Source organism: Streptomyces agglomeratus (assembly GCF_001746415.1).
Classification (GTDB): domain Bacteria; phylum Actinomycetota; class Actinomycetes; order Streptomycetales; family Streptomycetaceae; genus Streptomyces; species Streptomyces agglomeratus.
This window is the reverse complement of sequence record NZ_MEHJ01000001.1, coordinates 5,784,314-5,809,577: the sequence shown is the minus strand read 5'-3', so window position 1 is coordinate 5,809,577 and position 25,264 is coordinate 5,784,314. Positions and strand designations below refer to the sequence as shown.

Here is a 25,264-nt window from a genome sequence, read left to right as displayed (position 1 = left end):
GTCATGGAGAACGTACTGCGCCCGTTGATCGTCATCGGCGGCTCGGTCGTGCTCACGCTGGTCGTCGGCTGGGCCGCCGACCTGCTGCTGCGCCGGACCGATGCCCGCCACCACGAGACCCCGCTGTGGGGCCTGCTGCGCCGCTGCCGCGTGCCGCTCCAGGTCCTGATCCTGGCCGCCGTCCTGAGAGGCGCGTACGAGAAGACCGCCCTCGGGATCGTCCAGGACCACAAGGCCGGTATCGGGCAGGTGCTCTCACTGGTGCTGATCGGCGCCGGCGCGTGGCTGGTGATACGGATCGCCTCCGCGATCGTGGAGTCGTCGTACGCCCGCTACGCCTCCACGACGCGCGACCCGGCGCGGGTCCGGCGTGTCCGTACTCAGGTGACGCTGATCATGCGGATCGTCACCGCTGTGGTGGCGGTGGTGGCGGCCGGCGCGATGCTGATGACCTTCCCCGGCATGAAGGCGGTCGGTACGTCGATGCTCGCCTCGGCCGGAATCATCGGCATCGTCGCCGGTGTCGCGGCCCAGTCGACCCTCGGAAACCTCTTCGCGGGCTTCCAGATCGCTTTCGGCGACATGGTGCGCATAGGGGACACGGTGGTGGTGGACGGCGAGTGGGGCGTGGTCGAGGAGGTCACGCTGACGTTCCTGGCCGTACGGACCTGGGACGAGCGGCGGATCACCATGCCGGTGTCGTACTTCACCAGCAAGCCGTTCGAGAACTGGTCGCGCGGCGGTGCCCAGATGACCGGCACGGTCTTCCTGCACCTCGACCACACCGCGCCGGTGGACCTGATGCGCGAGAAGCTCAAGGAAATCCTGGACATGTGCAAGGCGTGGGACGGCCGCGACTGGAGTCTGGCCGTGACCGACACGACGCCGAACACCATGGTGGTACGCGCGGTCGTCACGGCCAAGGACGCCGACGACGTGTGGACGGTCCGGTGCACCGTGCGCGAGCAGCTGATCGCCTGGCTGACGGAGAAGCACCCGTACGCGCTCCCGCGCATAGCCACCGCTCCGGCGGACCGGCCCCCGAACGGCAAGCCGCCGGTGCCGGACGAGGAACCGCGCCGCACGGGCCGGGGGTAGGGCCCTCGGCCCGAAGGGGGCCGGGCCGCCGGCCGCTACCTGAGGCTGCGCACGTCCAGGTGGTGCAGGACCCGGTCCACCACCTCGGGGTCGTTGCCCGGTTCACTCCGCGCGGCGAGGATCTCGTGCCGCGCGGCGGACATCATCTCCCGCTGGATCCGGTGCACCGACTTGACCCGCGCCACCCGCTGCGCGAACGCCTCGCGCCGCTCGTCGTCCACGATCTCGGGGCTGATCCTCGCCCCGATGTCGAGGGCTCCCCGGTGCAGACGGTCCAGGACGTCGTCCGGCAGCTCCTCGACCTCCTGGATCTCCTTGAGCCGGCGCTTGGCGGCCTTCGCGGCCCGTACCGCCAGGTCGTGTTCCAGCTCCCGCTCCGCCCCCGTGTCCGCGCGTACGCCGAGCCTGCGCACCAGCCACGGCAGTGTGAGCCCCTGGACCAGGAGGGTGGCCATGATGACCGAGAACGCGATGAACACGATCTCCTCGCGCGCCGGGAACGGCGAGCCGTCGTCCGTCTTCAGCGGGATGGCCAGCGCCAGCGCGACCGACGCCACTCCGCGCATCCCCGACCACCACATGACGACCGTCTCCCGCCAGCTGACCGGAATGTCCTCGTCGTAGTCCCGGAGCGTGTGCAGCCGCTTCGCCAGCCAGGTCGCGGGCAGCAGCCACAGCAGCCGTACGCCGACGACGACGGCGACGACCGCCGCGCCCCAGCCGAGCATCTCGCCGAGGCGGCCGTCCGCCGTCCCGAAGACGTGGTGCAGCTCCAGGCCGATGAGACCGAAGGCGATTCCGGTGACGAGCGTGTCGACGATCTGCCAGAAGGTCTGTCCGGCGAGGCGGCCGAGTACGTCGTCGGCGTCGACGGCGTGCTCGGCGAGGTAGAGCGCGATGACGAGCACGGCGAGTACGCCCGAGCCCTTGAACTCCTCGGCCAGCACATAGGCGACGAAAGGCGCCAGCAGCGTGAGGCTGATCTGGAGGGTCGCGTCGCCGAGATAGTCCATCAGCTTGTCGGTGATCCAGCCGAGGCCGTACCCGACGGCGATGGCGACGAGAGCGGACAGGAAGAGCTCCCCGACCGCCGCCGGCCAGGAGAACGTTCCGCTCACCGCCGCCGCGATCGCCACGTGGTAGAGCACGATGGCCGTCACGTCGTTGAACAGCCCCTCGCCCTCCAGGATCGACACGAGCCGCCGGGGCAGCCCCAGCGACCCGGCCACGGCCGTCGCCGCGACCGGGTCGGGCGGGGCGACGAGCGCGCCCAGCGCGATGGCTGCGGCGAGCGGCAGTCCCGGAACGACGGCGCCCGCCACCGCCGCGACCGCGGCCGTCGTCACGAAGACGAGGGCTACCGCGAGCAGCAGGATGGGCCTGATGTTCGCGGTGAACTGCCGCCACGAGGTGCGCTGCACGGCGGCGTACAGCAGCGGCGGCAGCACCAGCGGGAGGATGTACTCGGGCGGGATCTCGACGTTCGGTACGAACGGCAGCAGCGCCAGGACGATCCCCGCGACCGTCATCAGCACCGGCGCCGGCAGCCCGAGACGCTCCCCCAGGGGCACCGTGACAACGGCCCCCAGCAACAGCAGGAACAGCAGGGCCAATTGATCCACGGTGCACCATCCGGCGGTTCGGAGTCTCGACGATCAAGACCCCAAGGGTGCCACTACTCCCGGATCCGCTGCCGGATCCAGACGCCGGCCTCCTTCAGCACGCCGGTCCCCGCCCAGGTGTCGCCGGAGCAGGTGCCGGTCTTGAAGACGGCTCCGGAGCGGTGGTCGTCGGAGAAGTTCCAGTTGGTCCAGGAGATCTTCTTGCGCTTCATCAGGTCGAGGAAGCGCTGGGACTGGGCGAAGTCGTTGGCGCCCTCGCCCGCGTAGTCCTGCGTGCCGAACTCGGTGACGAACACAGGGAGCCGGTCGGAGGCCCGGTCGAGGACGTTGAGGTACTCGTCCCGGTGGGAGGCGGCGTAGAAGTGGAAGGTGTACATGATGTTGGAGGAGTTCACGGGGTTACGGACCACCTCCTGTTCGTCCGCGCCCTCCGAGACGCCGAACGACGACCAGGCGCGCGTACCCACCAGGACCACGGCGTCCGGGTCCTGTGCCCTGATGACGGGGATGATCTTCTCGGCGTACGACTTGACCTTCGACCAGCTCACCCCTGACGGCTCGTTGGCTATCTCGTAGAGCACGCCCGGGTTGTCCTTGTACTTCTTCGCCATCGCCGTGAAGAACGTCTTGGCCCGCGCGAGGTTGAAGTTGGGGTCGCCCGGGTCGAGCATGTGCCAGTCGATCACGGCGTACATGCCTCGCCGGTGGGCGCCGTCGACGAACTTCTGCGCGAGAGCGGTGTAGCGCTGCGGGTCGGTCTCGTAGCCGCCCTCCTGGACGTACGTCGAGACGCGCAGGACGTCGGCGCGCCAGTCGCCGGCGAGGGCGTCCAGCGAGCCGTCGGTGACGCACTGGGCGTACCACTGGGTGCCGTGGGTGCTCATGCCGCGCAGCTGGACGGCCTGCCCCTGCTCGTTGCAGAGCCGGCGGTCGCAGACCTTGAGCTGCCCGTTGGCGGCGAGGGGGGAGGCCGAAGCGGACTTCGACGTGGAGGGAGAGGACGTGGAGGGGGTGGAGGCGCTGACGGGTGACTGCAAGGCGGCCACGATGCCGAGGGCCGAGGCGGAAAGCAGGGCTTTGCGGATGCGGGCCGTACGTCGGTACATGGGTGGTGCTCCCTTCGGGTGTGGGGTTCCGGCACGGGAGTTCGCGTGAAAGTTAGGGTTGTTTCCAGTTGACGTCAAGAGTGTTGGGAAACTTTCCTAACTATCAGCGGACGAGCGAAATGGGGCCACAGCGGTGAGCTGTGACCCCATCAGCCGTGCTGAGCTGCGCCTACAGCGCGCGCCGCATCGCCCGGTGCGGAATCCCCGCGTCCGGGAATTCCGGCCCGTACGCGGCGTACCCGAGCCGCTCGTAGAAGCCGAGGGCGTGCGTCTGCGCGTGCAGGTCCACCGCGCTCAGACCGCGCTCCCCCGCCGCGTCCTCGATGGCCCGCACCAAGGCCGCCCCGACGCCGAGACCGCGCGCCTCGCGGCCGACGGCCAGCCGGCCGAGCGAGCCGACCGCCGGGTCGCCGCCGGTCTTGGCGGCAGCGGCGGCGCCGTACAGGAGCCGTCCCGTCCCCAGCGGCAGCCCGTCGGCGGTGATCGCCAGGACATGCACCGCGCCGGCGTCGTACGCGTCGTACTCGATGTCGGCGGGCACCCGCTGCTCGACGACGAAGACCTGCTCGCGGACGGCGAAGCAGGCCGCCAGGTCGGCGGGCCCCTCCGCGATCCGGACGTCGTACGGGACGGCGCCGGCCGGCTCGGAACCCATCGGCCGGGTGCTCGTCGGCCGGGTGCTCGTCGGTTCCGCGGTCATGGAACGGGTGTCACTCGCTCTCGGCGCGGATCACGTCCAGCGCCTTCTGGAGGTCCGCCGGGTACGAGCTCTCGAACTCGACCCACCGGCCGTCCGACGGGTGCTCGAAGCCGAGCCGCATCGCGTGCAGCCACTGCCGCGTCAGGCCGAGGCGCTTGCCCATCGTGGGGTCGGCGCCGTACGTCGTGTCACCGACGCAGGGGTGACGGTGCGCGGACATGTGCACGCGGATCTGGTGCGTACGCCCGGTCTCCAGCTTGATGTCGAGGAGCGACGCGGCCCTGAACGCCTCGATCAGGTCGTAGTGCGTGACCGAAGGCTTGCCCTCGGCCGTCACGGCCCACTTGTAGTCGTGGTTGGGGTGGCGACCGATCGGGGCGTCGATGGTGCCGCTCATCGGGTCGGGGTGGCCCTGGACCAGCGCGTGGTACTTCTTCACGACGACCCGGTCCCGGAACTGCGCCTTGAGCAGCGTGTACGCGCGCTCCGACTTGGCCACGACCATGAGGCCCGACGTCCCCACGTCGAGGCGGTGCACGATGCCCTGGCGCTCGGAGGCGCCCGAGGTCGAGATGCGGTACCCGGCCGCGGCGAGGCCGCCGATGACCGTGGTGCCGGTCCAGCCGGGGCTCGGGTGGGCGGCGACGCCGACCGGCTTGTCTATGACGACGATGTCGTCGTCGTCGTGCACGATCTCCATGCCCTCGACGGGCTCGGCGACGATCTGTACGGGGGCTGCGGCCTGCGGCATCTCCACCTCGAGCCAGGCCCCGCCCCGGACCCGCTCGGACTTCCCGACCACCGACCCGTCGACCTGAACCTTCCCGGCGGCGGCAAGCTCGGCCGCCTTCGTGCGGGAGAACCCGAACATCCGGGAAATGGCGGCGTCGACGCGCTCGCCCTCAAGGCCATCGGGAACGGGCAGGGTGCGGAACTCGGGAATGGTACTCACCCGTCGAGTATGCCTTGTCAGTCCTTGTGAACGGTCCCGTCGGGGTCCAGCCCCCGGAACGACAGGATCACAATCAGAATCCCGCCGCAGACGATCGCGGAGTCCGCGAGGTTGAAGACCGCGAAGTTCGCCGGGGCGATGAAGTCCACCACGGCGCCCTTGAAGACACCGGGCGAGCGGAAGATCCGGTCCGTGAGATTGCCGAGCGCGCCGCCGAGCAGCAGCCCGAGCGCGATGGCCCAGGGCAGGCTGTAGAGCTTGCGCGCGAGCCGGGCGATCACCACGATCACCGAGGCCGCGATGACCGTGAAGATGACGGTGAAGGCCTCGCCGATGCCGAACGCGGCGCCCGCGTTCCTGATCGCCTCGAACCTCAGCAGGTCACCCACGACCTCGATCGGCTCGTGGTGCTCCAGCTTGGCCACCACGAGCATCTTGCTGCTCAGATCGAGCAGGTAGGCCACGAGGGCCACGCCGAACAGCACAGCGATCTTCCGCTTGCCCCTGCTCGCCGGCTGCTCGTCGGGGGCCGCCGCATCGGAGGACTCCTCCGGCTCGGGTCCCCCGGCCTCAGGGGTATCCGGCGTACCGATGATGCGCTCCGCCTCTGCCACGTGAGTCCCTCAACCTAGGTGCCTGACTGAGGACGAGGGTACGGCACACACGTACGGACAGCCCCGGTGACCGGTGAGGCGGCCGGGTCGCGGGGCGGTGCCGACGGGCCGGCGCCGTCGGATCAGTAGCGGCGTTCCTGCTTCTGCTTGTCCTCGACGCACAGCGTGGCGCGCGGGAATGCCTGCATGCGCGCCTTGCCGATGGGCTTCCCGCAGACCTCGCAGAGCCCGTACGTACCGGCGTCCAGCCGCTCCAGGGCCCGCTCGGTCTGTTCCAGGCGCTCACGGGCACTGGCCGCCAGCGCCAGCTCGTACTCCCGGGAGATGTTCTTGGTCCCGGTGTCGGCCTGGTCGTCGCCCGCGCCGTCCCCGGAGTCCCGCATCAGTCCGGTCACCGCCTCCTCGGACGCGATGATCTCCGCCCGCAGGCCCGCGACGTCCTTCTCCAGCTCGGCGCGCGCCTCGGCGACCTCCTCCGGGGTCCACGGTTCCTCGCCCGGCCTGACCGCCAGCTCGCCGGGGGCCGCCGGGGCGACCGTCCCGGACGCGGGGAGCGCCGTCACCGTGGCCGGGACCGCCTTCTTGGCGGCCGTGGTCCTGCTCGCAGCCTTCTTCGCAACCACCGTCTTGGCTCCTGTCTCTTTCGCGGCCTGGGCCGCCCCCTTGGCCGCGGGAGCGGCCCTCTTCGCAGCCGCCTTCTCGGCAGATGCCTTCTTGGCCGTCCTGGCCGTCTTGACCGGCGTCGCCCTCTTGGCCGGCACGGCCTCGGAGGCGGGCGCCGTCTTCTTCGCGGCGGTCTTCTTCGCGGCGGTCTTCCCGGCAGGGGTCTTCTTCCCGACGGCCTTCTTCCCGACGGCGTCGTTGTCCGCCGAGCCGGTCCCTTCTGCGCTCTGTGCGGCGGTCTTCTTAGCCACCATGGCCGCGGCCCCTTCACATATTGTGATCTTGCTCGCGCATCGTGCTGGGACGATAAGTCGACTCCAGGCCCGCGGCAACGGGGCACGCCGCCGCTTCGGCCCTGCCGCGCGCCGGACGCGATGAGCCTGCCTCGGTTGTGCCCAGCTCTCCGCCCGGTAATCCGCTCAGGAAGACGCGGACGGAGACGGCGGAGCCCGTATGGCCATTCGGGCTATCGGCGTACGCTCCGGCGCCGCGCGGAAACCGGGCGGCCGGCCGGCCGCCCGGCCCGTACACTGGGCGCAGCGAAAGGCCTCGAAGGGGACGAGTAGCGCCGTACGCAGCCAAGAGCGATCCGGGGACGGTGTGAGCCCGGCGGCGAGCGCGGCGTGAAGCATCACCCCTGAGCCGCCGGAAGAAAGCTTCGCGCCGTGGGCTCCGTCCACGGGCGCACGGCCAGTAGAACCGGCATCGCTGCCCCAATGAGGGGGTCACGGGCGCCGCCCGCGGCCAAGGAGGGTGGTACCGCGGGAGCCCAGCGCTCTCGTCCCTCCGACGGAAGTCACAGTCCGCCGGAGGAATCGATGTCGCTGTACCGCCAGGTGCCCGCCCAGGTCGACCTTCCCGCGCTCGAGCACGCCGTGCTCGATTTCTGGCGCGAGAACAAGGTCTTCTCGAAGAGTCTCGAACAGTCCGAGGGACGCCCCGAGTGGGTGTTCTACGAGGGCCCGCCCACCGCCAACGGCATGCCGGGCGCGCACCACATCGAGGCCCGCGTCTTCAAGGACGTCTTCCCGCGCTTTCGCACCATGCGCGGCTACCACGTGGCCCGCAAGGCCGGCTGGGACTGCCACGGCCTGCCGGTCGAGCTCGCCGTCGAGAAGGAACTGGGCTTCAACGGCAAGAAGGACATCGAGGAGTACGGCATCGCGGAGTTCAACGCGAAGTGCCGCGAGTCGGTGACCCGCCACACCGACGCCTTCGCCGAGCTCACGACCCGCATGGGCTACTGGGTCGACCTCGACGACGCGTACCGGACCATGGACCCCTCGTACGTCCAGTCGGTCTGGTGGTCGCTGAAGGAGATCTTCAACAAGGACCTGCTGGTCCAGGACCACCGCGTCGCCCCCTGGTGCCCCCGCTGCGGCACGGGCCTGTCCGACCACGAGCTGGCGCAGGGGTACGAGACCGTCGTCGACCCGTCGGTCTTCGTCCGCTTCCCGCTGACCTCGGGTCCGCTCGCGGGCGAGGCTTCGCTGCTGGTCTGGACGACGACCCCCTGGACCCTGGTGTCCAACACGGCGGTCGCCGCGCACCCCGACGTCACCTACGTCGTCGCGACGGACGGCGAGGAGAAGGTGGTCGTCGCCCAGCCGCTTCTGGAGAAGTCGCTCGGCGAGGGCTGGGAGGCGACCGGCCGTACCTTCACGGGCGCCGAGATGGAGCGCTGGACGTACGAGCGCCCCTTCGCCCTGGTGGAGTTCCCGTCGGAGGCGCACTACGTGGTGAACGCCGAGTACGTCACGACGGAGGACGGCACCGGTCTGGTCCACCAGGCCCCGGCCTTCGGTGAGGACGACCTGAGGACCTGCCGGGCGTACGGCCTGCCGGTCGTGAACCCGGTCCTGCCCGACGGCACCTTCACCCCGGAAGTCGCCCTTGTCGGCGGCCAGTTCTTCAAGAAGGCCGACGAGGCGCTGACCGCCGACCTGGACTCGCGCGGTCTGCTCTTCCGCCACACGCCGTACGAGCACAGCTACCCGCACTGCTGGCGCTGCCACACCGCGCTCCTCTACTACGCACAGCCGTCCTGGTACATCAGGACCACCGCGGTCAAGGACGCGATGCTGCGCGAGAACGAGAAGACCAACTGGTTCCCGGACTCGGTGAAGCAGGGCCGCTTCGGCGACTGGCTGAACAACAACATCGACTGGGCGCTGTCCCGCAACCGCTACTGGGGCACCCCGCTGCCCATCTGGCGCTGCGAGGACGACCACCTCACCTGCGTGGGCTCGCTGGCCGAGCTCTCCGACCTCACGGGCACCGACCAGTCGGACCTGGACCCGCACCGCCCGTACATCGACGCGGTCACCTTCCCGTGCACCGGCGAAGGCTGCTCGCTGACGGCGACGCGCGTTCCCGAGGTCATCGACGCCTGGTACGACTCGGGCTCGATGCCGTTCGCGCAGTACGGCTACCCGTACGAGAACAAGGAGCTCTTCGAGCAGCGCTACCCGGCGCAGTTCATCTCGGAGGCGATCGACCAGACCCGCGGCTGGTTCTACACGCTCATGGCGGTGGGCACGCTGGTCTTCGACAAGTCGTCGTACGAGAACGTCGTCTGCCTGGGCCACATCCTCGCCGAGGACGGCCGGAAGATGTCCAAGCACCTGGGCAACATCCTCCAGCCCATCCCGCTCATGGACCAGCACGGCGCGGACGCGGTCCGCTGGTTCATGGCGGCCGGCGGCTCTCCGTGGGCGGCCCGCCGGGTCGGCCACAGCACGATCCAGGAAGTGGTCCGCAAGACCCTCCTGACGTACTGGAACACGGTCGCCTTCCAGGCCCTGTACGCCCGTACGTCGAAGTGGGCCCCCAGCGCCGCGGACCCGGCCCCGGCCGACCGCCCGGTCCTGGACCGCTGGCTCCTCTCCGAGCTGCATGCCCTGACGGACCAGGTCACGCAAGCCCTGGAGTCGTACGACACCCAGCGGGCGGGCAAGCTCCTCTCGGCCTTCGTCGACGACCTCTCGAACTGGTACGTACGCCGCTCGCGCCGCCGCTTCTGGCAGGGCGACAAGGCGGCGCTGCGCACGCTGCACGACGTGGTCGAGACGGTCACGCGCCTGATGGCCCCGCTCACCCCGTTCATCACCGAGCGGGTCTGGCAGGACATGATCGTGCCGGTCACCCCCGGCGCCCCGGAGTCGGTCCACCTCTCCACCTGGCCGGAGCCGGACCTCGCCTCCATCGACCCCACCCTCTCCCGGCAGATGGCGCTGGTGCGCCGCCTGGTCGAGCTGGGCCGCGCGACGCGCGCGGAGTCGGGCGTCAAGACCCGTCAGCCGCTGTCGCGCGCGCTGGTGGCGGCCTCGGGCTTCGAGTCCCTGACCCCCGAGCTCCAGGCCCAGATCACCGAGGAGCTGAACGTCTCCTCGCTCGCCTCCCTCTCGGAGGTCGGCGGTTCGCTGGTCGACACGACCGCCAAGGCGAACTTCCGCGCGCTGGGCAAGCGCTTCGGAAAGGGCGTCCAGGCGGTGGCCAAGGCGGTGGCGGACGCCGACGCGGCCGCGCTCTCCCTGGCCCTGCGCGAGGGCACGGCGACGGTCACGGTCGACGGCGAGACGGTCTCCCTCTCCCCCGACGAGGTGATCATCACCGAGACGCCTCGCGAGGGCTGGTCGGTGGCCTCCGACTCGGGCGCGACGGTCGCGCTGGACCTGGAGATCACCCCGGAGCTGCGGCGGGCGGGCCTGGCCCGTGACGCGATCCGCCTGATCCAGGAGGCGCGCAAGAACAGCGGCCTCGACGTCGCGGACCGCATCGCGGTGCGCTGGTCGGCGGACTCCCCCGAGACGGCGGAGGCGCTCACGGAGCACACGGCGCTGATCGCGGACGAGGTCCTGGCACTGGACTTCGCCGCGGCGGAAGCGGACGCCACGTACGGCGACCCCTTCACGGACGAGTCCCTGTCCCTGACCTTCCGCCTCCGCAAGACTGAGGCGTAACCCCCGGCGAAGGGCCCGGCCGACCCCGTCGGCCGGGCCCTTCCGCATTCCCTTGACGACGGACGGGCTGCACATACCGCTCAGCCGGGATCACCCCGTCCGGCGTTCACGGACATGCAAAAGGGCCGGGCCCCGGGGAAGAATCCCCGGGGCCCGGCCCTCAGCCTGCCGACGGCTACGCGCTCAGCGCGCGCACGGCCGTCAGTTGTCGTCCTCGTCGATCAGGAACCCGCGCATCGGCGAAGGCGCCTGCTGCATCGGCTGCGGAGCCTGCGGCCGGACCGGAGCCATCGGCTGGGTCATGGCCGGCGACATCTGCTGCTGGCCGCCGTACGACGGACCGTTCGAGGACGGACCACCGTGGCCGCCCATCGACGGGTTGCCACCCATGGAGTGACCCATCGCACCCGCACCTGCCGGCGCCATCGACCCGCTCATCTGCGGGGCCGGCGGCAGCGAGGCGGCCGCCGGGGTACGCGGCGGAGCCAGCGAGTCGTCCGCCTGGGTCTCCAGCTGACGCAGCTGGCTCTCCAGGTAGGACTTCAGACGCGTCCGGTACTCGCGCTCGAAGCCGCGCAGGTCCTCGACCTTGCGCTCCAGCGTCGCGCGGGCGGACTCCAGCGAGCCCATCGCCACGCGGTGCTTCTCCTGCGCGTCCCGCTCCAGGGCGTCGGCCTTCGCACGGGCGTCCCGCTCCAGACCCTCGGCGCGGCTGCGAGCCTCGCCAACGATCTTGTTGGCCTCGGAACGGGCCTCCGCGATCGCCTGGTCGGCGGTCTGCTGGGCCAGCGAGAGCACACGCGCGGCGCTGTCGCCGCCGGGGCCCTGACCGGGCTGCGGGAGCTGCGGACCGTGACCGCCCATGGGGCCGCCCATCGGACCGCCCATGCCCTGGCCCATCTGGCCCTGCATCTGGCCCTGGCCCATCTGGCCCTGCATCTGACCCTGACCCATGGGGCCCTGCCCCATCGGACCGGGACCGTGCTGGCCCTGCGGACCCTGGCCGTGCTGGCCCTGGCCCATCTGACCCTGACCCATCTGGCCCTGGCCGTGCTGACCCTGCTGGCCGTGGCCGCTGGGGCCGGCGGGCAGCTGGGGAGCGCCACCGGGAAGCTGGGGCGGACCCATCTGCGGCTGCTGCTGGACGGGCGGGCCCGATATGGCCGCGGGCACCGGAGCGCCGGGACGATCCTGCTGCTCCGGCGGCTTGCGCATACCCTGCTGCTGCTGGTTCTGCGCGGCGGCACGCGTCGCGGCGGCCAGCTTCGCGCGAAGATCCTCGTTCTCGCGCAGCAGGCGCGTCAGCTCAGCTTCGACCTCGTCGAGGAAGGCATCGACCTCGTCCTCGTCATAGCCTTCTCGGAGGCGGACGGTCGTGAACTGCTTGTTCCGCACGTCCTCGGGGGTCAACGGCATCTCTTCTTCACCTCTACGTAGTCGTCGGCAGTCGGCAAGACCGTATCGCTCACAGCCTGATCACGATGCTGATCAGGATGTAAACGATGATCATCAGAACGAAGAAGGACAGGTCGAGTGCCACGCCCCCGAGACGCAGCGGCGGAATGAACCGCCGCAGAAGCTTGAGCGGTGGATCGGTGACAGTGTAGGTGGCCTCCAGAACGACCACCATCGCCTTGCCGGGTTCCCATGAGCGCGCGAACTGGAAGACGTAATCCATGACCAGCCGGAAGATCAGCACGATGAGGAAACACATCAGCGCGATGTAGATCACGTCCAGTGCGACTCTCATCTCGCGCTTCCCTCTCCCCGTGCTCTCGTGTTTCCGGCCTCCCGGCCGGGTTCGTTCCCGGTGTCGTGTCTCAGCTCTGGTTGAAGAAACCGCCCTCTGCGATACGGGCCTTGTCCTCCGCCGTGACATCGACGTTAGCAGGCGACAACAGGAACACCTTCTGCGTCACTCGTTCAATGCTGCCATGCAGGCCGAAGACGAGTCCCGCCGCAAAGTCGACAAGTCGCTTCGCGTCCGTGTCGTCCATCTCGGTCAGGTTCATGATCACCGGAGTGCCCTCGCGGAAGTGTTCCCCGATGGTACGGGCCTCGTTGTAGGTCCGCGGGTGCAGCGTGGTGATGCGGTACGGCTCCCGCTCGGACACGACCTTGGGCATGATCACCGGTGCGTTCTTCTCCAGGTTCGGACGTTCAGGTGTGATGGATGCCACGGGGGCGATACGTGCCGGTCGTCCGCTTTCCGCCGGAAGCGCGACGGGGTGCGGCACCGGCTCGCGCTGCGCGGGCGGCTGCACCACTCGGACCGGCTCTTCGTGCCGCTCCTGGTGCGGGGGCTGGTGCCGGCGGTGTTCCCGCTCGGGCTCCGGCTCGGGTTCGAAATCGTCATCGGGATCGAAACCCCGGCCGTCGTACCCATCGTCCTCCACGAGGCCGAGGTAGACCGCCATCTTGCGCATCGCGCCGGCCATTCTCTGAGTCCTCCGCTCTGTGGTGGATCGCCGTTGTTGCCAACGTGCAGCGTCACCAAGTGCCCGCGATCCACTCGGCCTGCCCACCTATCAGTGGGAATGACCATATTTTCTGCTGTGGTCCGACTTGCTTCGCGACGTTACCCGAGCCGGGGTCGGACTCCGAGTACCGCAGTACCGACGCGTACATGTGTCGCCCCGGCGGCCACGGCCTGCTCAAGGTCCGCACTCATCCCTGCCGAGACCATGTTCGCAGCAGGATGGGCCTTGCGCAGGCTGGATGCGAATTCCATCAGCCGCTCGAACGCGGCCTGTTCGCGCCCCGCGTACGGTCCGGCGAGCGGGGCGACCGTCATCAGTCCGCCCAGCCTGAGCCCGGGAGCCTCCGCCACCTTCGCGGCCAACTCCTCGATCCCGTCCGGCGCGACGCCGCCGCGCTCCCCCCGCTCGCCCGACTCCGCGTCGAGGGCGACCTGAATGAGGCAGTCGAGCTCGCGTTCGGCCCGTACCGCCGCCGTGGACAGCGCCGTGACGAGCTTCACCCGGTCCACGGACTGCACCACATCGGCGTAACTCGCCACAGAACGGACCTTGTTCGTCTGCAACTGTCCGACGAAGTGCCAGCTGACCGGCAGATCCGCCGACTCGGCCGCCTTGGGGCCCGCCTCCTGGTCCTTGTTCTCCGCGACATGGCGTACGCCGAGCTCCGCGAGCAGGCGTACATCGCTCGCCGGGTACGTCTTGGTGACCACGATCAGGGTCACTTCCTCACGTGCCCGCCCAGTGGCGGCGCACGCTGCGGAGATACGTTCCTCCACGTGCGCCAGGTTTGCGGCGAGTTGAGCCTTACGGTCCGTCATGTCCTACCCATCCAGCCAGACATATCCGGCGAGCCGCCCCGTGGTGCGGTCCCGGCGGTACGAGAAGTGGTCGCGCGACTCCAGCGTGCACACCGGCGACTGCCACCGGTCGCGCACCCCGAGCGCTTCGAGCTGCGCGTGCACTCCGGCGCTCACATCGACGGCCGGCGTGCCCCAACTGGTCTCCGACCACGCCGCCGGCACCACCTGTGCGACCTCGTCCCGCATCTGTGCCGGCACTTCGTAGCAGCGCCCGCAGACCGCGGGACCGGTACGGGCGGTGATACGGGAGGGGTCGGCGCCCAGTGTGATCATCGCCTCGACGGCGGCGGGGACGACCCCCGCCACCATGCCGGGGCGCCCGGCGTGAGCGGCGGCCGCGACACCGGCGACGGGGTCGGCCAGCAGAACAGGCGTGCAGTCCGCGGTGAGTACGGCGAGGGCGAGCCCGCGCCGGGCGGTCACGACCGCGTCCACGCGGGGAACTTCGCAGTCGCCCCACGGTCCTTCGACCACGGCCACGTCCCGTCCGTGCACCTGGTTCATCCAGACGACCAGGCCGGGGTCGAGGCCGAGCGACTTGGCGGCGATCTCGCGGTTGCCGCGCACGGCGGCGGGGTCGTCACCGACCGCGCCGCCGAGGTTGAGCTCCTCGTACGGAACGGCGCTCACCCCGCCCCACCTGTCGGTGAAGGCGAAGTGGGCGCCGTCCACGTGTATCGCGTCGTCCCGCACTGTCACTTCAAGAAGTCCGGGACATCCAGCTCTTCGGCCTGGCTGTCGTACGGCCGGGCCGGCGGCACGTGCGGCGGCGACGACTGCGTGTTCGGCAGCTCGGTCACCGGCGCGGCCTCGGCCTGGACGGGGGCCGGCGCCTGCTCCTCGCGCTCGCGCGGAGGAACCGTGCCGATGCCACTGGCCGGCCGCGAGGTCTCCGCGGGCCGGGACGGCGCGGGCTCCTCGCGCTTGGCGGCCGAACCCGCGCCGGCGCCGAGCACGTTCTCCCGGCGGGCCGGCGGCTGTCCGCCGTCGAAGCCGGCGGCGATCACGGTGACCCGTACCTCGTCGCCCAGCGCGTCGTCGATGACGGCGCCGAAGATGATGTTGGCCTCGGGGTGGGCGGCCTCGCTCACCAGCTGCGCGGCCTCGTTGATCTCGAAGAGACCGAGGTCGCTGCCGCCGGAGATGGAGAGCAGCACGCCCCGGGCGCCGTCGATGGAGGCTTCCAGGAGCGGCGAGGAGATCGCCATCTCCGCCGCCGCCACCGCGCGGTCGTCGCCGCGCGCCGAGCCGATGCCCATGAGCGCCGAACCGGCCTCGGACATGACCGACTTGACGTCGGCGAAGTCGAGGTTGATGAGACCCGGGGTGGTGATGAGGTCGGTGATGCCCTGAACGCCGCTCAGCAGGACCTGGTCCGCCGACTTGAAGGCGTCCAGCACGCTGACCTGACGGTCCGAGATGGACAGCAGCCGGTCGTTCGGGATGACGATGAGGGTGTCGACCTCTTCGCGGAGCTCGGCGATGCCGTCCTCCGCCTGGTTCGCGCGGCGCCGGCCCTCGAAGGTGAACGGGCGGGTGACCACACCGATCGTGAGGGCGCCGAGCGAGCGCGCGATGTTGGCGACGACGGGTGCGCCACCGGTTCCGGTGCCACCGCCTTCGCCGGCGGTGACGAAGACCATGTCGGCCCCCTTGAGGACCTCCTCGATCTCCTCACGGTGGTCCTCTGCCGCCTTGCGGCCGACTGCCGGGTTGGCTCCGGCGCCGAGGCCGCGGGTCAGTTCACGTCCGACGTCGAGCTTGACGTCGGCGTCGCTCATCAACAGAGCTTGCGCGTCGGTGTTGATCGCGATGAACTCGACGCCCTTGAGACCGACCTCGATCATTCGGTTGATGGCATTGACACCACCGCCGCCGACACCGATGACCTTGATGACTGCGAGGTAGTTCTGCGGTGCTGCCACGTCGAAGGCCTCTCGCCTCGAGTTACGTGCCGCCGCGGGGTTGCAGCGCCGCGACGACTGATGCCGATTGGGACGGTCCGAACGCCGACCCGAACCCTAACGGTGAAGTTTAGGGTTACCAGTGTGTCTGTTCCTTGGACTCTCCGAACAGGACACTAAGTCGACAAGTGGCGCACGTTCAACGAACACGCCGAACCTCCCGTTTTTCTTTTCACCCTATGTGATCACCCATATCGCTGGCCAACCAGGGTGCTGGCCAGCGCGTATGACCGTCAACTCCCCGATGCCGCAGGCGCGGTGGGCGCACTCACATTGAAGTGTGCGGCCCCCGGTGCTGCTTTCATGAGGGCTTGCAGCGCACGCGCCTTCGCCTCACCCTGCTCCGCGCTGCCCCAGATGACAGTACGGTCCCCTCCGAGCCCCAGGGTGATGGAGTCGTACGAGCCGACCTGGACGGTGCGCACGTCGGGGGCGACGGACTTGGGCAGGTCGCCGGTGACCCGTACCGCCTCGCGCAGCAGCCGGTCCGGGCCGAAGCGGCGCAGGCTGGGCGAATCGCCGGACGACAGTTCCAGCAGCGGCACTCCGGCGGGTGCCTTGGCGACCGTGGCGAACCGGACACCCTCGTCGTCCACTTCGACGAACTCCGCGCCCTTCTCGATGAGCAGGACCGGCTCGCGCTCGGTCACGTTCAGCGCGATGCCGTGCGGCCAGGAGCGGACGGCCTCCACCGAGTCGATACGGGGCAGCTTCCGGCGCAGCCGGGCCTCGATGTCGTCGGTGTCGACCGAGACCAGTGGCGCCCCGACCGGGACGGCCGCTGTGTCCAGGACCTCGTCGGACGTCAGAACCTGTGTGCCGGACGTCTTCACACGCTCCAGGCGCAGCCACGAAGAGCCGTACAGCAGCCAGATCGCGCCCGCCGTGAGCAGGACCGCCAGGGCGAGCGCCAGGATCAGCACGCCGCGCCCTGGCAGCCGGAACCGGCGGCCGGCGCCGTCCCGGCCGGGACGGCGCGGCGGACGGGCCGCCGACGACCCCTGCGCCTGTCGTTCACCGCGCTGGGCGGTCGTCGGTCCGGCCACTCCCTGTCGCCTCCTGGCACCTGCGTCGGTGGGCCGTTCAGCCGGCCCTGCGTGCGGCGATCGCCTCGTACACCATGCCGACGAGCAGGTCGTCGGCGTCCCGGCGGCCGAACTCGGCGGCGGCGCGGGACATCTCGAACAGCCGGTGCGGATCGGCGAGCACCGGCAGCACCTGGTCCTGCACCCACTCGGGCGTCAGCTGCGCGTCGTCGACCAGCAGGCCGCCGCCGGCGTTGACCACCGGCTGGGCGTTCAGCCGCTGCTCGCCGTTGCCGATGGGCAGCGGGACGTAGGCGGCGGGGAGCCCGACGGCGGAGAGTTCGGCGACGGTCATCGCGCCCGCGCGGCAGAGCATCATGTCGGCCGCGGCGTACGCGAGGTCCATCCGGTCCACATACGGTACCGGGATGTAGGGCGGCATCCCGGGCATGTTGTCCACGCGCGGCAGTTCGTTCTTCGGACCGACCGCGTGCAGGATCTGGACGCCGGAGCGCTGGAGCACCGGAGCGACCTGCTGGATCACCTCATTGAGTCGCCTGGCGCCCTGCGAGCCGCCGGAGACCAGCAGCGTCGGCAGGTTCGGGTCGAGGCCGAAGGCCGCACGCGCCTCGGGGCGGACCCGTGCCCGGTCGAGGGTGGCGATGGTGCGACGCAGCGGGATGCCGATGTAGCGGGCGCCGCGCAGCTTGCTGTCGGGGGTGGAGACGGCCACGGCGTGCGCGTAGCGCGAGCCGATCTTGTTGGCCAGGCCCGGCCTCGCGTTGGCCTCGTGGACGATGATCGGCACGCCGAGGCGCTTGGCCGCGAGGTAGCCGGGCAGGGCGACGTAGCCGCCGAAGCCGACGACGCAGTCCGCCTTCGTACGCTCCAGGATCTGCTCCGCGGCCTTGATGGTGCCGCGCAGCCGCCCGGGGACGGTGATCAGTTCCGGGGTGGGCTTGCGGGGCAGCGGGACCGCGGGGATCAGCCCGAGTTCGTAGCCGCGCTCGGGTACGAGCCTGGTCTCAAGTCCGCGCTCCGTGCCGAGGGCTGTGATGCCCACGGAAGGGTCCTGCCTCCGCAGTGCGTCCGCGAGGGCAAGCGCGGGCTCGATGTGGCCGGCGGTCCCCCCACCGGCGAGTACGACATGCACCGAAATTCACCGCTCTCCGGACGGACGCTTCTTGACGCGCCGTCTCATCGTCTTCCATCTCACCCCGGCCCTTTTGCCAAGGACAGTCCTTCGCATGGCGAGGGCGGCCTTCGCAGCGGGATCCTCTCGCGCGAAGGCGATCAGCAACCCTACGGCGAACATGGTCGGCAGCAGAGAGGAGCCCCCGTAGGAGAACAGCGGGAGGGGGACACCGGCGATCGGCAGCAGGCCGAGCACCGCACCGATGTTGACCACGGCCTGGGCCGTGATCCAGGTGGTCACACCTCCCGCGGCATACCTCACGAAGGGGTCCTCCGTGCGTCCGGCCACGCGGATACCCGCATAGCCTAGAGCCGCGAAGAGGGCGAGTACCGACAGCGTCCCCGCGAGACCCAGTTCCTCACCGGTGATCGCGAAGATGAAGTCGGTGTGGGGCTCGGGGAGTTGACCCCATTTTTCCACACTTGCCCCCAGCCCGGAACCGAACAGTCCGCCCGAGGCGAGAGCATAGATTCCGTGCACCGCCTGCCAGCATTCACCCTTGGGACCGAGGTCGGTCGCGCCGGTACAGGCGAGCCGTGACATGCGGTTGGCGTTGTTGCCGATGAGGACGAAACCGACGAAGGCGGCGAAGCCGAGCACGCCGGCGAAGAGCCGGGTGGGCGCCCCCGCGAGCCACAGCAGGCCGAAGAGGATCGCGGTGAGGAGGATCGCCGTACCCATGTCGCCGCCGAGCATGATCAGGCCGAGCAGCAAGAAGGCGACGGGGACCAGCGGCACCAGCATGTGCTTCCACTGGGTCAGCAGCCGCTTGTCCTGCTTGCGGGCGAGCAGGTCGGCTCCCCACAGGACGAGCGCCAGCTTGCCGAACTCGCTGGGCTGGAGCATGAACGGGCCGCCGAGCGAGATCCAGTTCTGGTTGCCGCCGATGGCGACTCCTATCCCGGGGATCTGGACGAGGACCATCAGGAAGACGGTCACGGCCAGCAGCGGGTAGGCGAGCGCGCGGTGCAGCTTGGCGGGCATCCGGGAGGCCGCGAGCAGCAGGGCGGTTCCGATGACCGCCGCGACGAACTGCTTGCGGAAGAAGTACGACGCGGGCAGCGACAGCTCCAGCGCCTTGATCATCGAGGCGGAGTAGACCATCACGAGGCCGAGCACGGTGATCAGCAGGGCGCTGCCCAGGATGAGGTAGTACGCCGTGAGAGGCCGGTCCCAGGTGCGCCGCGCCTGCTCGTACAGCCGGCGCAGACGGTTCTCGCCGGGCGGCCCGGCCAGGAACCCGCCGCGGCGGCGTACGGCGGCCGGGCGGCGGGCGGGCCGCGCCCCGGCGGCCCCGCCGCGCCCGCGCAGGGCGGTGCGGGCGCGTAGCGCGGTGCGGCCGCGCGGGGCACTGTCGTCGGCCAACATCTCGGTGTCCCCTCCACTCATGAGCTGCGCCGACCGGTCCGTGGCGCGGGGACCGGTCCGCTAGTCGCGCTCCGGAGCCAACTCGCGTACGGCGTCGGCGAATGCCTCGCCGCGCTTGTTGTAGTTGGTGAACATGTCCATGGAGGCGCAGGCCGGGGCCATCAGGACCGTGTCCCCGGGCTGTGCGAGCCGCGCCGCTTCCCGGACCGCCGCCGACATCGCCCCAGTGTCGGTCCGGTCGAGGTCGACCACCGGTACCTCGGGGGCGTGTCGCGCGAGGGCTTCGCGGATGAGCGCGCGGTCGGCGCCGATGAGGACGGCGCCGCGCAGCCGCTTCGCCGACTTCTCCACGAGCTCGTCGAAGGTGGCGCCCTTGGCGAGGCCGCCGGCGATCCACACGATGGGGTCGTACGCCGCGAGGGATGCCTCGGCGGCGTGCGTGTTGGTGGCCTTGGAGTCGTCGACGTACGCGACACCGGCGACGTCCGCGACGTGCTCGATGCGGTGGGCGTCGGGGCGGAAGGCCCGCAGTCCGTCGCGCACGGCGGCGGGCTCGACGCCGTAGGCGCGGGCGAGGGCCGCTGCCGCGAGGGCGTTGGCGATGTTGTGCGGGGCGGGCGGGTTGACGTCGGAGACGTCCGCCAGCTCCTGCGCGTTCTTCTGCCGGTTCTCGACGAAGGCGCGGTCGACCAGGATGCCGTCGACGACACCGAGTTGGGAGGGCGCGGGCGGGCCGAGGGTGAAGCCGATCGCGCGGCAGCCCTCCTCGACGTCGGCCTCGCGCACCAGGGCCTCGGTAGCGGGGTCCTGGACGTTGTAGACGCACGCGACCTGGTTGCCCTCGTAGATCCGGCCCTTGTCGGCGGCGTACGCCTCCATGGAGCCGTGCCAGTCGAGGTGGTCGGGGGCGAGGTTCAGCACGGCCGCGGAGTGGGCGCGCAGCGAGGGCGCCCAGTGGAGCTGGTAGCTGGACAGCTCGACGGCCAGGACGTCGTACTTCTCGTCACCGAGGACGGCGTCCAGCAGCGATACGCCGATGTTGCCCACGGCGGCGGTACGCAGGCCGGCGGCCTCCAGGATGGAGGCCAGCATGCGCACGGTCGTGGTCTTGCCGTTGGTGCCGGTGACGGCCAGCCAGGGGGCGGCCCCGGGTCCGCGCAGGCGCCAGGCAAGCTCGACATCGCCCCAGATCTCCACGCCCGCCTCGGCGGCGGCCAGGAAGAGCGGCTTGTCGGGCTTCCAGCCCGGCGCGGTGACGATCAGTTCGGTGCCCTCGGGGAGGGTGGCGCCGTCGCCGAGGCGCACGGTGACGCCCAGGGCTTCGAGTTCGGCGGCCTGGGCGCGCGAGCGCTCGTCGTCTCCGTCGTTGACGACGGTGACGTGGGCCCCGAGGCCCCGCAGCACACGTGCTGCGGGGAGCCCCGAGACACCGAGACCCGCGACGGTGACCCGCTTGCCGGTCCAGGTCGCTTCGGTCACTTGTCGGCCGCCCAGCCCGCGTAGAAGAGCCCGAGGCCGATGATCACGCACATGCCCTGGATAATCCAGAAGCGGACGACCACCAGGACTTCGGACCAGCCCTTGAGTTCGAAGTGATGCTGGAGCGGCGCCATCTTGAAGACGCGCTTGCCGGTCATCTTGAACGAGCCGACCTGGATCACGACGGACATCGTGATGAGGACGAACAGACCGCCGAGGAGCGCCATCAGGAACTCGGTGCGCGAGCAGATCGCCAGACCCGCGAGCGCGCCGCCGAGGGCCAACGAGCCGGTGTCACCCATGAAGATCTTCGCGGGCGAGGTGTTCCACCACAGGAAGCCGAAGCAGGCACCCATGAGGGCGGCGGCGACGACCGCGAGGTCCAGTGGGTCCCGTACCTCGAAACACGCCTCGGGGTTGGTGAGGCTCGGGGCGTCGGCGCAGGACTCCTGGAACTGCCACAGGCCGATGAAGGTGTACGCGCCGAAGACCATCACGGAGGCGCCGGTCGCGAGTCCGTCGAGGCCGTCGGTGAGGTTCACACCGTTCGACATCGCGAGGATCATGAACAGCGCCCAGACCACGAACAGCACCGGGCCGATCGACCAGCCGAAGTCCTGGACGAAGGAGAGCTTGGTGGACGCCGGCGCGTTGCCGCGCACGTCCTTGAACTGGAGGGCCAGCACGGCGAACGCGATACCGACGATGAGCTGGCCGGCCATCTTCGCCTTCGCCCGCAGGCCCAGCGAACGCTGCTTGACGATCTTGATGTAGTCGTCGAGGAAGCCGACCAGGCCCATGCCCGCCATGAGGAAGAGCACCAGCAGGCCGGAAACACTCGGCTTCTCGCCGGTGATCACCTTCGCCAGGGCGTACGCGATAAGCGTGGCCAGGATGAAGGCGATGCCGCCCATGGTCGGGGTGCCGCGCTTGCCGTGGTGGCCGCGCGGACCGTCGTCCCGGATGAACTGCCCGTATCCCTTGCGGGCCAGCAGTTTGATCAGCAGCGGGGTGCCGATCAGGGTCAGGAAGAGCCCAATGGCTCCCGCGAAGAGGATCTGCCTCATCGGCCGGTGACCTCACCCTCGGTGCGGTGGTCGAGGAGCGCCTGCGCGACCCGCTCGAGACCGACCGACCTGGAAGCCTTCACCAGCACGACGTCACCCGGACGCAGTTCACTGCGCAACAGGTCGACCGCCGCCTGCGCGTCGGACACGTGCACCGACTCCTCACCCCACGAACCCTCGTTGTAAGCGCCCAGTTGCAGCCAGGCCGCTTCCCTGCCCCCGACTGCCACGAGCTTGCTGACGTTGAGCCGGACGGCGAGCCGTCCGACCGCGTCGTGCTCGGCGAGCGAATCGTCACCGAGCTCGGCCATCTGGCCGAGCACCGCCCACGTACGACGCCCCTGGCCCATGGCCGCGAGCGCGCGCAGGGCGGCTCGCATGGATTCGGGGTTCGCGTTGTAGGCGTCGTTGACGACTGTCACGCCGTCAGGACGCTCGGTGACCTCCATGCGCCAGCGGGACAGCGTGCCCGCCTCGGAGAGCGCGGTGGCGATCTCGTCCACGGACATGCCCAGCTCATGGGCGACGGCGGCCGCGGCGAGCGCGTTCGACACGTGGTGCTCACCGTACAGCCGCATGGTCACGTCACTGCACCCGGTGGGTGTGCGAAGACTGAAGGCGGGCTGTCCATTCTCCGTGAGACGGACATTCTCGGCACGTACATCGGCGTCCGCGGCCTCGCCGAAGAGAACGACCCGGGCTTTCGTACGGGACGCCATGGCCCGTACGAGCTGATCGTCGGCGTTGAGAACGGCCACTCCGCCCGCTTCCGCCGCCGGCAGCGCCTCGACCATCTCGCCCTTGGCCTGCGCGATCTGCTCGCGGCCGCCGAACTCGCCGATGTGGGCGGTGCCCACGTTCAGTACGAGCCCGATGTGCGGCGGGGTCAGCTCGGTGAGGTACCGGATGTGGCCGATGCCGCGCGCGCCCATTTCGAGGACCAGGTGTTCGGTCTCCTCGGTGGCGCGCAGAGCGGTGAGCGGCAGGCCGATCTCGTTGTTGAGGGAGCCGGGGGTCCAGACCGTGGGGGCCTTGTGCTCCAGCAGCTGGGCGATCAGGTCCTTGGTGGAGGTCTTGCCGGCCGAGCCGGTGAGGGCGACGACCTTGGTGCCGAGCTTTTCGACGACGGCGCGGGCCAGTGCGCCCAGCGCCTCGGTGACGTCGTCCACGACGATGGCCGGTACGCCGACGGGCCGGGTGGCCAGGACAGCGGCCGCGCCGGAGGCGACGGCCGTGGCGGCGTAGTCGTGGCCGTCGACGCGCTCGCCCGCGAAGGCTGCGAAGAGGCTGCCGGGCTTCACCTCGCGGGAGTCGATGACGACGGGCCCGGTCACCTGGAGGGTGCTGTCCGGTATGTCGTGCGTCTGCCCGCCGGTGATTCCGGCGACCTCGGCCAGGGAGAGTGCGATCACAGGGTCACCCCGCTGTCGTGGGCCGCTCCGGCGCTGCGGATGGCGGCGCGGAGCACCTGGCGGTCGTCGAAGGGGCGTACCACTCCGGCGATGTCCTGGCCCTGTTCGTGTCCCTTGCCCGCGACGAGCACGGTGTCACCGGGCTTGGCGCGGGCGACCGCGGCCGCGATGGCCGAGGCCCGGTCCGCGTCGACCAGGACGTCGCCGCGCTCGTGCGCGGGGACCTCGGCGGCGCCGGCGAGCATCGCGGCGAGGATCGCGAGGGGGTCCTCGGAGCGCGGGTTGTCGGAGGTCAGTACGGCGGTGTCGGCGAGGCGGGCGGCGGCGGCGCCCATCGAGGGCCGCTTCTGCTTGTCGCGGTCGCCGCCGCAGCCGAGCACGATGTGCAGTTCGCCCTCGGTGACCTTGCGCAGGGCGCGCAGGACCGATTCGACGGCGTCCGTCTTGTGGGCGTAGTCGACGACGGCGAGGTACGGCTGCCCCTCGTCCACGCGTTCGAGGCGGCCCGGTACGCCGGGTACGGCGGCGATGCCGTCGGCGGCGGTCTGCGGGTCGATGCCCGCGACGGCGAGCGTGACGATCGCCGCGAGCGTGTTGGCCACGTTGAACGGGCCGGCCAGCGGGGCGGTCGCGGTGATCCGCTCGCCCTTGGGGCCGATCGCCGTGAACGTACTGGTGAACGGCCCGACCTCGACGTCCTCGGCGCGCCAGTCGGCGTCCGGGTGGCCCTCGGCGGAGAAGGAGGTGACCGGGACGCCCGACTCGGTGATGAGCCGGCGGCCGTACTCGTCGTCGAAGTTCACGACGCCGGTCCTGCTGCGCTCCGGGGTGAAGAGACGTGCCTTCGCCTGGAAGTAGTCCTCCATGTCGGAGTGGAATTCCATGTGCTCGGGGCTCAGGTTGTTGAAGACCGCGACGTCGAAGACGCAGCCGTCGACCCGGCCGAGCACCAGCGCGTGGCTGGAGACCTCCATGGCGACCGCGTCGACACCGCGTTCGCGCATGACGGCGAAGAGGGCCTGGAGGTCGGTGGCCTCGGGGGTGGTGCGCTCGGACTTGATGCGCTCGTCGCCGATGCGCATCTCGACCGTACCGATCAGGCCGGACAGTCTCCCGGCCGCCCGCAGACCGCCCTCGACGAGGTACGCCGTGGTGGTCTTGCCGGACGTGCCGGTGATGCCGAGCTGGAGCAGGGCGTCGCCGGGGTGGCCGTAGATCTCGGTGGCGAGCTCACCCATCCGGCCGCGGGGGTCGTCGACCACCAGGGCGGGCAGGCCCGTGGCCTCGGCTCTCGCGGCGCCGGTCGGGTCGGTGAGGATCGCGGCCGCGCCGAGTCCCGCCGCCTGGGTGGCGAAGTCGGCGCCGTGCAGGCGCGCCCCTGGCAGGGCGGCGTACAGATCACCGGGCCTGACCGCGCGGGAATCGTGCGTGATACCGGTGACCTCGGCCGCGCTCCCGGCGGCTCGGGCCTCGATACCCAGCCGTTCGGCCAGCTCCCCGAGGGGTGTCGGGCGGACCTGGACCGGCCGGGGCGCTCCGGGGTACGTCACCGGGGCGTCCTTCTGGGTGGTTTGGGACTGATCAGCGTGTGGCACGGCGGTGAGCGTACCGGGCGTACCCGGCCCCCCGCGAAACGAGGGGTGCCGGCCCGCGTCGGGATCTTCGTGGTTTCCGGGGTTCCGGGTGATGGTTGTCAC

The 25,264-nt window shown here is 70.4% G+C and carries 21 protein-coding genes; 2 read left to right on the top strand and 19 right to left on the bottom strand.

Annotation, left to right across the window (positions count from 1 at the left end):
* Positions 1-3 precede the first annotated feature (3 nt).
* Entirely contained in the window at positions 4-1,098 is a 1,095-nt protein-coding gene (locus AS594_RS25335; RefSeq protein WP_069929169.1) for a mechanosensitive ion channel family protein, read from the top strand.
* A gap of 35 nt (positions 1,099-1,133) precedes the next feature.
* Here the strand turns inward: AS594_RS25335 and AS594_RS25330 are convergent, their stop codons facing one another.
* The 6 genes from AS594_RS25330 to AS594_RS25305 form a co-directional block, all read right to left on the bottom strand.
* Positions 1,134-2,720, bottom strand: a complete 1,587-nt coding sequence (locus AS594_RS25330) for a Na+/H+ antiporter (RefSeq protein WP_069929168.1) — start codon at positions 2,718-2,720, stop codon at positions 1,134-1,136.
* A 53-nt stretch (positions 2,721-2,773) separates the two neighbouring features.
* On the bottom strand, positions 2,774-3,826 hold the full coding sequence (locus tag AS594_RS25325; RefSeq protein ID WP_069929167.1) for a glycoside hydrolase family 5 protein: 1,053 nt from the start codon (positions 3,824-3,826) through the stop codon (positions 2,774-2,776).
* A gap of 169 nt (positions 3,827-3,995) precedes the next feature.
* Positions 3,996-4,481, bottom strand: coding sequence for a GNAT family N-acetyltransferase (locus AS594_RS25320; RefSeq protein ID WP_069930776.1), 486 nt, complete (start codon positions 4,479-4,481; stop codon positions 3,996-3,998).
* A 55-nt stretch (positions 4,482-4,536) separates the two neighbouring features.
* On the bottom strand, positions 4,537-5,478 hold the full coding sequence (locus AS594_RS25315) for an RluA family pseudouridine synthase (protein ID WP_069929166.1): 942 nt from the start codon (positions 5,476-5,478) through the stop codon (positions 4,537-4,539).
* 17 nt (positions 5,479-5,495) lie between these two features.
* Positions 5,496-6,092 (bottom strand): signal peptidase II, encoded by a 597-nt coding sequence (gene lspA / locus AS594_RS25310; RefSeq protein ID WP_069929165.1) that lies wholly within the window; start codon positions 6,090-6,092, stop codon positions 5,496-5,498.
* 122 nt (positions 6,093-6,214) lie between these two features.
* A complete protein-coding gene (locus AS594_RS25305) occupies positions 6,215-7,009 on the bottom strand; it encodes a TraR/DksA family transcriptional regulator (RefSeq protein ID WP_069935386.1) in 795 nt (264 codons plus the stop codon).
* A gap of 564 nt (positions 7,010-7,573) precedes the next feature.
* On the opposite strand from AS594_RS25305, the gene ileS reads away from it, so the two are divergent.
* Positions 7,574-10,717, top strand: coding sequence for an isoleucine--tRNA ligase (gene ileS / locus AS594_RS25300; RefSeq protein ID WP_069929163.1), 3,144 nt, complete (start codon positions 7,574-7,576; stop codon positions 10,715-10,717).
* A gap of 201 nt (positions 10,718-10,918) precedes the next feature.
* Here ileS and AS594_RS25295 read toward each other — a convergent pair whose 3' ends face one another.
* The 13 genes from AS594_RS25295 to AS594_RS25235 all read right to left on the bottom strand — a co-directional run bounded on the left by AS594_RS25295 (position 10,919) and on the right by AS594_RS25235 (position 25,264).
* The gene (locus AS594_RS25295; RefSeq protein WP_069929162.1) at positions 10,919-12,133 is read right to left on the bottom strand and encodes a DivIVA domain-containing protein; all 1,215 of its coding nucleotides are present in this window, start codon (positions 12,131-12,133) and stop codon (positions 10,919-10,921) included.
* Positions 12,134-12,182: 49 nt separating this feature from the next.
* The gene (locus AS594_RS25290; RefSeq protein WP_069929161.1) at positions 12,183-12,467 is read right to left on the bottom strand and encodes a YggT family protein; all 285 of its coding nucleotides are present in this window, start codon (positions 12,465-12,467) and stop codon (positions 12,183-12,185) included.
* A gap of 70 nt (positions 12,468-12,537) precedes the next feature.
* A complete protein-coding gene (locus AS594_RS25285; protein WP_069929160.1) occupies positions 12,538-13,155 on the bottom strand; it encodes a cell division protein SepF in 618 nt (205 codons plus the stop codon).
* Positions 13,156-13,295: 140 nt separating this feature from the next.
* Positions 13,296-14,015 (bottom strand): YggS family pyridoxal phosphate-dependent enzyme, encoded by a 720-nt coding sequence (locus tag AS594_RS25280; protein ID WP_069929159.1) that lies wholly within the window; start codon positions 14,013-14,015, stop codon positions 13,296-13,298.
* Between the two features lie 3 nt (positions 14,016-14,018).
* Positions 14,019-14,729, bottom strand: a complete 711-nt coding sequence (gene pgeF, locus AS594_RS25275; RefSeq protein ID WP_069933805.1) for a peptidoglycan editing factor PgeF — start codon at positions 14,727-14,729, stop codon at positions 14,019-14,021.
* A gap of 23 nt (positions 14,730-14,752) precedes the next feature.
* Positions 14,753-15,982 (bottom strand): cell division protein FtsZ, encoded by a 1,230-nt coding sequence (gene ftsZ, locus AS594_RS25270; RefSeq protein WP_069929158.1) that lies wholly within the window; start codon positions 15,980-15,982, stop codon positions 14,753-14,755.
* Between the two features lie 272 nt (positions 15,983-16,254).
* On the bottom strand, positions 16,255-17,067 hold the full coding sequence (locus AS594_RS25265; protein WP_069935385.1) for a cell division protein FtsQ/DivIB: 813 nt from the start codon (positions 17,065-17,067) through the stop codon (positions 16,255-16,257).
* Positions 17,068-17,104: 37 nt separating this feature from the next.
* Positions 17,105-18,199, bottom strand: coding sequence for an undecaprenyldiphospho-muramoylpentapeptide beta-N-acetylglucosaminyltransferase (murG, locus tag AS594_RS25260; RefSeq protein ID WP_069929156.1), 1,095 nt, complete (start codon positions 18,197-18,199; stop codon positions 17,105-17,107).
* A gap of 6 nt (positions 18,200-18,205) precedes the next feature.
* Entirely contained in the window at positions 18,206-19,609 is a 1,404-nt protein-coding gene (ftsW, locus tag AS594_RS25255; RefSeq protein ID WP_079144413.1) for a putative lipid II flippase FtsW, read from the bottom strand.
* A gap of 60 nt (positions 19,610-19,669) precedes the next feature.
* Entirely contained in the window at positions 19,670-21,088 is a 1,419-nt protein-coding gene (gene murD / locus AS594_RS25250; RefSeq protein WP_069929155.1) for a UDP-N-acetylmuramoyl-L-alanine--D-glutamate ligase, read from the bottom strand.
* The gene (gene mraY, locus AS594_RS25245) at positions 21,085-22,155 is read right to left on the bottom strand and encodes a phospho-N-acetylmuramoyl-pentapeptide-transferase (protein ID WP_069929154.1); all 1,071 of its coding nucleotides are present in this window, start codon (positions 22,153-22,155) and stop codon (positions 21,085-21,087) included. The genes murD and mraY overlap by 4 nt, the downstream gene beginning before the upstream one ends.
* A complete protein-coding gene (locus AS594_RS25240) occupies positions 22,152-23,567 on the bottom strand; it encodes a UDP-N-acetylmuramoyl-tripeptide--D-alanyl-D-alanine ligase (RefSeq protein ID WP_069929153.1) in 1,416 nt (471 codons plus the stop codon). Before AS594_RS25240 ends, mraY begins: the two co-directional genes overlap by 4 nt.
* Entirely contained in the window at positions 23,564-25,264 is a 1,701-nt protein-coding gene (locus tag AS594_RS25235; protein WP_079148114.1) for a UDP-N-acetylmuramoyl-L-alanyl-D-glutamate--2,6-diaminopimelate ligase, read from the bottom strand. Before AS594_RS25235 ends, AS594_RS25240 begins: the two co-directional genes overlap by 4 nt.